This window comes from Streptomyces sp. WAC06614 (assembly GCF_003949795.1).
GTDB lineage: Bacteria > Actinomycetota > Actinomycetes > Streptomycetales > Streptomycetaceae > Streptomyces.
Map to the genome: position 1 here is coordinate 1 of NZ_RPRY01000300.1, position 8,251 is coordinate 8,251.

The following is an 8,251-nucleotide window of genomic DNA, read 5'->3' on the forward strand; positions in this document are numbered from 1 at the left end:
CCCAGGGGACCGGGCGCCCCATGCCCCCGAGGCCCGGCGGGCCACACCCAGGGGCGCGGGGAACTGCGCGCCCAGCCCCGCACGGGCCCGCGGCCCGGTACGGCGCCCACCCCCGCGGCGGCGCCGGGGCGCACCCCGCCACGAACCCGATGCCGACCGGCGCCTGCGGCCCGCCCCTGGCCGAGCGCGCAGTTCCCCGCGCCCCTGGGCGGGGCTCCGGCCCAGCCCACGTAAGAGGCGGCGCCCCGAGCCGGGGGCAAGGCTCCGGGCCAGGCCCGTAAAAGCGGCGCACCCCGCCACGAACCCGATGCCGACCGGCGCCTGCGGCCCGCCCCTGGCCGAGCGCGCAGTTCCCCGCGCCCCTGGGCGGGGCTCCGGCCCAGCCCACGTAGGAGGCGGCGCCCCGAGCCGGGGGCAAGGCTCCGGGTCCGGGCCCTGGTCCGAGTGAGGTCTTCGCCCGACACGGAACGGGTGGCATGATCGGGCCATGGATGATCATCGCATCGGCCCGCCGCTCACCGGCGGGGAGCGGGAGACGTTGCGGGCGTTTCTCGACTACCACCGGGGCACCCTCGCCATGAAGTGCCAGGGGCTCGACGACGAGCAGCTGCGCAGCCGGTCGATGCCGCCGTCGACCCTGACCCTGCTGGGGCTCGTACGGCACATGGCCGAGGTCGAGCGGCACTGGTTCCGCCGGGTGATCGCCGGCGAGGACCTGCCGCACGTCTGGTCCGACGAGAAGGACTTCCAGGCCGCCTACGACGCCTCTGCCTCCACCCGCGCCGAGGCCTTCGCCGCCTGGGAGGCCGAGGTCGCCCACGCCCGCCGGATCGAGGCCGGGGCCGAGTCCCTCGACGTGACCGGCTGGGCCGCGAGCTGGGAGGCGGACGTCTCGCTGCGGCTGGTGATGCTCCACCTGATCCACGAGTACGCCCGCCACAACGGCCACGCCGACTTCCTCCGGGAGGGCATCGACGGGGTGGTGGGGGCCTAGGCCGCCCGCCAGTAGCCCAGGGCGTTCACCCGCTGCTTGGGCAGGGCCAGTTCCTTGCGCAGGTACGCCGTCAGGGTGCGCGTCGTCGCGGTGTCGCAGGCCAGCCAGACGTACGCCGACGCCGGGTCGGCGATCAGCTCCGGGAGCTGGGCCTTGACCTCCCGGACCAGCCGGTCGCCGGCCCGGGCGACCCGGCGTACCTCGTGCCGGCCGGCCTCCACCCGCAGCGGCAGTTCCTCGTCCGAGCCGTGGTGGGTCTCGAACCAGATCGTCGCCGGGGTCTGCGGGTACGCCTCCAGCAGGGAGTTGATGGCCGGCAGCGATGCCGGGTCGCCGATCACCAGCAGCCGTTCCGGCGCCGGCGCGGGGGCGGTGAAGCCGGTGCCCTGCACGGTGGCCTCGATGGCGTCGCCGGGCGCGGCCCGCCGCGCCCAGTCGCTGGCGACCCCGTCGTGCAGCGCGAACTCCAGCGTGAACGTGCCGGTCTGCGGGTCCGGGTCGACCAGGGTGTAGGCGCGCTGGTGCGGCTTGCCGCCGTCGTCGAACCACAGCCGCACCCACATCGTCGGGTGCAGGGAGGCGCCGGCCGCCGCCAACAGGCCGCCGTCGGACAGGTGCACGCGCCGGAAGTGCTCCGTCACCTCCTCGGCCCCCGTCACCGTGAACGTGAAGTCCTTGCCCCTCAGGAGCTTGAGGACCACGCCCTCCCAGCCCTTGCCCACCGCCATGGCGTTCCCTTCCCCTGGGCTTATAGTTAGGCCAGCCTAACCTAATGACACCGATGGGGAGCAGGGTGAGCAGTGTGAGCAGCGTCGGCAGCGCCGGCAGCGCGCCGGACGAGCGCCGGGACCGTCCGGGCCACCGGGACTACGAGGTCCACCGCGACGCCTGGGGCGTCCCGCACCTGCGCGCCGCCGACCCGCTCACCCTCGCGTACGCCCAGGGCCGCGTCACCGCACGGGACCGGGCCTGGCAGCTGGAGGTGGAACGGCACCGTTCCCAGGGGTCCACCGCGGCCTTCCTCGGCCCGGAGGCCGTCGCCTGGGACACCTTCGCCCGCCAGGTCCGCCTGGACGACACCGCCCGCCGCTGCTTCGAGGCCCTCGACCCCGACACCGCCGCGTGGGTGCGCGCGTACGCGGACGGCGTCGGTGACGGCCTGGCCGAAGGCGCCGCCCGCGACCCGCGGTTCGCCGCGAGCGGCCTCGTGCCCACCCCGTGGCAGCCCTGGGTCCCGCTGGGTGTCTGGCTGTCCACGCACATCCTGTTCGCCGGCTTCCCCACCAAGCTCTGGCGCGACCGCGTCGGCCGGGCCCTCGGCGACGCCTGCCTGACCCTGTTCGCCACCGACGGCCCCGGCACCGCCGGCAGCAACGGCTGGCTGGTGCCCGGCGACCGCACCGCCACCGGCGCGGCCGTCCTCGCCGGCGACCCGCACCGGTTCATCGAGGACCCGGGCGTCTACCAGCAGATACGCCTGGCCTGCCCGGAGTTCGACGTCGTCGGCCTCGCCGTCCCCGGCGTCCCGGGCCTCGGCCACTTCGGCCACACCGGCACCGTCGCCTGGGCCATCACCAACGCCATGGCCGACTACCAGGACCTCTACGTCGAGCAGTTGCGGCGCGACGAGGGCGACGGCCGGGGCACCACCGCCCTCGGCCCCGACGGGCAGTGGCACCCGGTCCACCGCCACACCGAGACCGTCACCGTCGCCGGCGGCGACGACGTGGAGATCGAGGTCCTGGAGACCGACCGGGGCCCGGTCGTCATCGACGGCCCCGACCGGACCGTCAGCCTGCGCCACCCGCCCCGGGTCCGCGCCGACCTCGGCTTCGCCACCCTGCGCGCCCTGCTGGCGGCCCGTACGGTCGCCGACGTCGACCGCGCCGTGGACGGCTGGGCCGAGCCCGTCAACGTGGTCCACGCCGCCGACACCGAGGGCGGCCTGCTGCACCGCGTCGCCGGCGCCGTCCCGCTGCGCCACCCCGCCAACCGGCTGCGCCCCGTCCCCGCGTGGGACCCCGCGTACGTCTGGCAGGGCTGGGCGCCGATGCCCGCCGAGCCGGTCCAGGGCTTCGCCGTCATGGCCAACGCCCGCGGCATCGCGGCGCCACTGGGCGTGGAGTTCGCCCCGCCGCACCGGGCCGACCGGATCCGCGACCTGCTCAGCGGCTCCGCCGACTGGTCCGCCGCCGACATGGCGCGCATCCACAACGACACCCATCTGGCCTCCGCCGCCCCCGTCCTCGCCCTCCTCGGCACGCTGTCCGGCCTCACCCCGGCCGCCGAGCAGCTCCGCCGCCGGCTGCTGGCCTGGGACCGGCACATGGCCGCGGACAGCACCGACGCCGCCGCCTTCGCCGCACTGCGCACCGCGTTCGCCCGCCGCCTCGCCGGCGACGCGGAGTTCAAGGAGCTGACCGACCCGCCGGCCGGCCCGGAGGTCTTCCACCCGTGGCTCCACCTGCTGCCGCGCGTCGGCTACGCCCTGGAGGGCCTGCTGACGACCTCCCTCCTCCCCCGGCTCGACCGCGCCGCGCACCTGCGCGGGGCCCTGGAGGACATCGCGGACCGGCCGCACGACACCCCGTGGTCGGCCACCCACCGCCTGGCCCCCTGGCAGGCGCTGCCGGACCCCGACGCCGTCTGGCCGGGCCTGGCCGGCGACCACGACTGCGTCAACGCCTCGTCCTCGGTCCCCGGGGTCACCGACCTGGCCGCCCGCGGCTCGGCCGCCCGCTTCGTGTGGGACCTGGCCCGCCGCGAGGACAGCCTCTGGGTGGTCCCGCTGGGCGCCGACGGCGTCCCGGGCTCCGCCCACCACCTCGACCAGCTCCCGCTGTGGGCGCAGGGCGAACTCGTCCCCGTCGTCACCGACTGGGCCCGTCTCACCAAGGAATCCGCATGACCAGCACCGGTACCGCCGCCACCTCCGCCAGACAGCCCGTCCACACGCAGGACGTCGAGGGCTTCGGCACCGTCACCCTGACCCCCGTCGATCCCGCGGTGGACTCCGCGCTGCTGCACTCCTGGGTCTGCGAGGAGCGCGCCCGCTTCTGGGGCATGAACGGCGCGAGCCGCGAACTGGTCCAGGAGATCTACGAGGACGTCGACCGCCGCGACACCCACCACGCGTACCTGGTCCGGCGGGACGGCGAACCGGTCGCCCTCTTCCAGTCGTACGACTGCGCCGAGGACCGGGTCAGCGAGTGCTACGAGGTGCAGCCGGGCGACATCGGCGTCCACCTGCTCATCGGCCCGGCCCGCTCCGGCGTCGCCGAGGAGGGCTTCAGCGCCGCCCTGATCTCGGTCTTCATCACCTACGTCCGCTCCCTGCCGGGCACCCGCCGCATCGTGGGCGAGCCGGACGCCTCCAACGCCAAGGCCCTGGCCCGCCTGGAACGCAGCGGCTTCACCCTCGGCCCCGAGATCGACCTCCCGGAGATCGACCTCCCGGAGGTCCACCTCCCCGCCAAGCACGCCCGCCTGGCCTTCCTCCCCCTGACCTGACCTGCCCTCCCACACGCCGACGGCCCCGCACCCGTATCCGGGTGCGGGGCCGTCGGCGTGGTGCGGGGCCGGGCGGGGGCGGTTACTCCGAGACGCCCAGCTTCTCCAGGATGAGTTCCTTCACGCGGGCCGCGTCGGCCTGGCCGCGGGTGGTCTTCATGACCGCGCCGACCAGGGCGCCGACCGCCGCCACCTTGCCGCCGCGGATCTTGTCCGCGATGGCCGCGTTGCCGGCGATGGCCTCGTCCACGGCCGCGCCGAGCGCGCCCTCGTCCGAGACGACCTTCAGGCCGCGCTTCTCGACGACCTCGTCCGGGCTGCCCTCGCCGGCGAGGACGCCTTCGAGGACCTGGCGGGCCAGCTTGTCGTTGAGGGAGCCCTCCGCGACGAGCGCGGCGACCCGGGCCACGTCGGCCGGGGTGATGGCCAGCTCGTCCAGGCCCTTGCCCTGCTCGTTGGCGTTGCGGGCCAGCTCGCCCATCCACCACTTGCGGGCGGCGGCCGAGTCGGCGCCGGCCTCGATGGTGGCGACGATCAGGTCCACGGCACCGGCGTTGAGGATCGACTGCATGTCGAACTCGCCGATGCCCCACTCCTCCCGGAGCCGGTTGCGGCGTACGCGCGGCAGCTCGGGCAGGGTGGCCCGCAGTTCCTCGACCCACTCGCGGGAGGGGGCCACCGGCACCAGGTCCGGCTCGGGGAAGTAGCGGTAGTCCTCCGCCTCCTCCTTCACGCGGCCCGAGGTGGTGGAACCGTCGTCCTCGTGGAAGTGGCGGGTCTCCTGGACGATCGTGCCGCCGGACTGGAGGACCGCGGCGTGCCGCTGGATCTCGTACCGGGCGGCGCGCTCGACCGAACGCAGGGAGTTGACGTTCTTCGTCTCGCTGCGGGTGCCGAACTTCTCGGCGCCCTTCGGCATCAGCGAGAGGTTGACGTCGCACCGCATCTGGCCCATCTCCATGCGGGCCTCGGAGACGCCGAGCGCCTTGATCAGCTCGCGCAGCTCCGCGACGTACGCCTTGGCGACCTCGGGGGCGCGCTCGCCGGCGCCGACGATCGGCTTGGTGACGATCTCGATCAGCGGGATGCCGGCGCGGTTGTAGTCCAGCAGGGAGTGGGACGCGCCGTGGATGCGGCCCGTCGCGCCACCGACGTGGGTGGACTTGCCGGTGTCCTCCTCCATGTGGGCGCGCTCGATCTCCACGCGGAAGACCTCGCCGTCCTCCAGCTGGACGTCCAGGTAGCCGTTGAAGGCGATCGGCTCGTCGTACTGGGAGGTCTGGAAGTTCTTCGGCATGTCCGGATAGAAGTAGTTCTTCCGGGCGAAGCGGCACCACTCGGCGATCTCGCAGTTCAGGGCGAGGCCGATCTTGATGGCGGACTCGACGCCGACCGCGTTGACGACCGGCAGGGAGCCCGGCAGACCGAGACAGGTGGGGCAGGTCTGCGAGTTGGGCTCGGCACCCAGCTCGGTGGAACAGCCGCAGAACATCTTGGTCTTCGTGCCGAGCTCGACATGGACCTCGAGGCCCATGACGGGGTCGTACTGCGCGAGAGCGGCGTCGTACGACAGGAGTTCAGTGAAGCTCACGGTGAAACTTTCCCTCTCAGCCCAGCAGGACGTCGTCGTCGCCGAGGCGCTTGAGCTCGCGGTACAGGATCGCGAGGCCGGTGACGATGGCGGCGGCGGACACGATGGCGTCGACCAGCTGCAGCGTGTCGTGCTCGGTGCGGGCCTTGCGGGCCTGCTTGATCACGCTGATGGCACCGAACGCGGTGGTGCCGATCGACAGGTAGGTGCCGGACTTCGACTTCTTGAAGCCCTTGGCCTTGGTCAGTGCGCTCACAGCGACGGTGCCTCCTCCAGCAGCGGGTGGCCCCAGCGCTGGACGAACGCGGCCTCGACCGCGGCGCCGACCTTGTACAGCCGGTCGTCCTTCATGGCAGGGGCGATGATCTGCAGTCCGACCGGCAGGCCGTCCTCCGGCGCCAGGCCGCAGGGCAGCGACATGGCGGCGTTGCCGGCCAGGTTGGTCGGGATGGTGCACAGGTCCGCGAGGTACATCGCCATCGGGTCGTCGGCGCGCTCGCCGATCGGGAAGGCGGTGGTCGGGGTCGTCGGGGAGACGATCACGTCCACCTGGTCGAACGCCTTCTCGAAGTCCTGGGTGATGAGGGTGCGGACCTTCTGGGCCGATCCGTAGTACGCGTCGTAGTAGCCGGAGCTGAGCGCGTACGTGCCGAGCATGATGCGGCGCTTGACCTCGGGGCCGAAGCCGGCCTCGCGGGTCAGGGCCGTGACGTCCTCGGCCGAGCGGGTGCCGTCGTCACCGACGCGCAGGCCGTAGCGCATGGCGTCGAAGCGGGCGAGGTTGGAGGAGCACTCGGACGGCGCGATCAGGTAGTACGCCGCCAGCGCCAGGTCGAAGGACGGGCAGTCCAGCTCGACGATCTCGGCGCCGAGCTCCTTGAGCAGTTCGACGGACTCGTCGAAGCGCTGCATCACGCCGGCCTGGTAGTGCTCGCCGCGGAACTGCTTGACCACGCCGACGCGCATGCCGGCGACGGAGCCGTTGCGGGCGGCCTCGACGACCGGCGGGACCGGGGCGTCGATGGAGGTGGAGTCCAGCGGGTCGTGGCCGGCGATGACCTCGTGCAGCAGGGCCGCGTCCAGGACCGTACGGGCGCACGGGCCGCCCTGGTCGAGGGAGGAGGAGAAGGCCACCATGCCGTAGCGGGAGACCCCGCCGTACGTCGGCTTGACGCCGACCGTGGCGGTGACGGCGGCCGGCTGGCGGATGGAACCGCCGGTGTCGGTGCCGATGGCCAGGGGCGCCTCGTACGCGGCCAGGGCCGCGGAGGAGCCGCCGCCGGAGCCGCCGGGGATCCGGGTGAGGTCCCACGGGTTGCCGGTCGGGCCGTAGGCGCTGTTCTCGGTGGAGGACCCCATGGCGAACTCGTCCATGTTGGTCTTGCCGAGGATGACGACGTCGGCTTCCTTCAGCTTGCGCGTCAGGGTGGCGTCGTAGGGCGGGATCCAGCCTTCGAGGATCTTGGAGCCGACGGTGGTCGGGACGCCCTTGGTGGTGAAGATGTCCTTCAGCGCGAGCGGGACGCCGGCCAGCGGGCCCAGCTTCTCGCCGGCGGCGCGCTTGGCGTCGACGGCGCGGGCCTGGGCCAGGGCGCCCTCGCGGTCCACGTGCAGGAAGGCGTGGACCTTCTCGTCCACGGCCTCGATGCGGGCGAGGTGGGCCTCGGTGACCTCGACGGCCGTGAGCTCGCCGGAGGCGATCTTCTCGGCGATCTCGGCCGCGGTGAGCTTGATGATGTTGTCCGCCATGGTCTTCAGTCCTCCCCCAGGATCTGCGGCACCTTGAAACGCTGCTGCTCCTGTGCCGGGGCGCCGGAGAGCGCCTGCTCGGGGGTGAGCGACGGTCGTACCTCGTCCGCGCGCATGACGTTCGTCAGCGGCAGCGGGTGGGAGGTCGGCGGTACGTCTCGGTCGGCGACCTCGGCGACGCGGGCGACCGCGCCGATGATGTCGTCGAGCTGGCCGGCGAAGTGCTCCAGCTCTTCGTCGGCGAGTTCCAGACGCGCCAGCCGAGCGAGGTGGGCGACCTCCTCGCGCGTGATGCCAGGCATGCAGCGATCCTCTGGGGGTGAGTGTGTAGTTTCGGGGTCAATCCTATGGGGCAGGGCCCCGCGCCGCCGAAACGGTTAAGGCCGGGCCGCGCCCCGGCCCCGCCC

At 73.4% G+C, this 8,251-nt stretch carries 8 protein-coding genes; 3 read left to right on the top strand and 5 right to left on the bottom strand.

The window, feature by feature from the left end; genetic code table 11:
• Positions 1-487 precede the first annotated feature (487 nt).
• Entirely contained in the window at positions 488-994 is a 507-nt protein-coding gene (locus EF918_RS28490) for a DinB family protein (protein ID WP_125651805.1), read from the top strand.
• Here the strand turns inward: EF918_RS28490 and EF918_RS28495 are convergent.
• Positions 991-1,716, bottom strand: a complete 726-nt coding sequence (locus EF918_RS28495) for a siderophore-interacting protein (protein WP_125651812.1) — start codon at positions 1,714-1,716, stop codon at positions 991-993. The genes EF918_RS28490 and EF918_RS28495 overlap by 4 nt on opposite strands.
• 182 nt (positions 1,717-1,898) lie before the next feature.
• Here EF918_RS28495 and EF918_RS28500 point away from each other — a divergent pair, with 182 nt between their 5' ends.
• Together EF918_RS28500 and EF918_RS28505 are read left to right on the top strand one after the other, a co-directional pair.
• Positions 1,899-3,902, top strand: coding sequence for a penicillin acylase family protein (locus EF918_RS28500; protein WP_260610760.1), 2,004 nt, complete (start codon positions 1,899-1,901; stop codon positions 3,900-3,902).
• Positions 3,899-4,504, top strand: a complete 606-nt coding sequence (locus tag EF918_RS28505) for a GNAT family N-acetyltransferase (RefSeq protein WP_125651807.1) — start codon at positions 3,899-3,901, stop codon at positions 4,502-4,504. The genes EF918_RS28500 and EF918_RS28505 overlap by 4 nt, the downstream gene beginning before the upstream one ends.
• An 82-nt stretch (positions 4,505-4,586) precedes the next feature.
• Here EF918_RS28505 and gatB read toward each other — a convergent pair whose 3' ends face one another.
• The 4 genes from gatB to gatC form a co-directional block, all read right to left on the bottom strand.
• A complete protein-coding gene (gene gatB / locus EF918_RS28510; RefSeq protein ID WP_260610762.1) occupies positions 4,587-6,038 on the bottom strand; it encodes an Asp-tRNA(Asn)/Glu-tRNA(Gln) amidotransferase subunit GatB in 1,452 nt (483 codons plus the stop codon).
• A 73-nt stretch (positions 6,039-6,111) separates the two neighbouring features.
• Positions 6,112-6,351: a hypothetical protein gene (locus tag EF918_RS28515; protein WP_125651809.1), complete on the bottom strand. Its 240-nt coding sequence runs from the start codon at positions 6,349-6,351 to the stop codon at positions 6,112-6,114.
• Positions 6,348-7,844: an Asp-tRNA(Asn)/Glu-tRNA(Gln) amidotransferase subunit GatA gene (gene gatA / locus EF918_RS28520; RefSeq protein WP_125651810.1), complete on the bottom strand. Its 1,497-nt coding sequence runs from the start codon at positions 7,842-7,844 to the stop codon at positions 6,348-6,350. The genes EF918_RS28515 and gatA overlap by 4 nt, the downstream gene beginning before the upstream one ends.
• Positions 7,845-7,849: 5 nt before the next feature.
• Positions 7,850-8,146, bottom strand: a complete 297-nt coding sequence (gene gatC / locus EF918_RS28525; protein ID WP_125651811.1) for an Asp-tRNA(Asn)/Glu-tRNA(Gln) amidotransferase subunit GatC — start codon at positions 8,144-8,146, stop codon at positions 7,850-7,852.
• Positions 8,147-8,251 lie beyond the last annotated feature (105 nt).